This is a genomic window from Psychrobacter sp. 1U2, assembly GCF_051847575.1.
On record NZ_JBPYDC010001310.1, the window covers coordinates 1 to 635 of the forward strand.

Sequence of the window (635 nt, forward strand, 5' to 3'; positions counted from 1 at the left end):
TTGCATACAGACTTTATCAAACCAAGGTATCGACAGTATCGAATTCGGTCATTGGTTAGCCATTCCCAGTCAACGGTTGTTATTGGTTTTTCGTCATCAGCAATGTGTGACTATTAATGACTATCAATTGGCAGTTTAAGACCTCTATTAACCTACCAACTAGAGCATATCATGAACTGATTAACTACTCTTTGAGAGTCCACAAAAAAGCCCTGTATCATATCTAATAATATTTCATTAAACATGATACAGAGCAGATAGTTTTGCAGTGTACGTTGAGACGACGTTATGTAATCGACTCTACCGGTGGCTCAACATCCCCATTTTGACCACGATGACGCAGATAATGATCGAGCAATACAATCGCTAGCATGGCTTCTGCAATGGGCGTGGCACGTACCCCCACACAAGGGTCATGACGACCTTTAGTTAGCATATCAATTGCTTCACCATCTGTATTTATGCTCTTACCAGGGGTAGTAATGCTAGAAGTCGGTTTAAGCGCGATACTGACGCTAACATTCTGACCTGACGAGATACCACCTAGGATACCGCCAGCATGATTGGCAGTAAACCCATCTGGAGTCAGCTCATCGCGTGAACGATGACCAAACTGCCCAGCAACAGCCATACCA

1 protein-coding gene is annotated in these 635 nt (G+C 43.5%); it reads right to left on the bottom strand.

From position 1 onward, the window contains the following. Positions 1-286: 286 nt before the first annotated feature. On the bottom strand, positions 287-635 hold a 349-nt coding region (locus ACS8FD_RS21810), incomplete at its 5' end, for a chorismate synthase (RefSeq protein WP_439277410.1).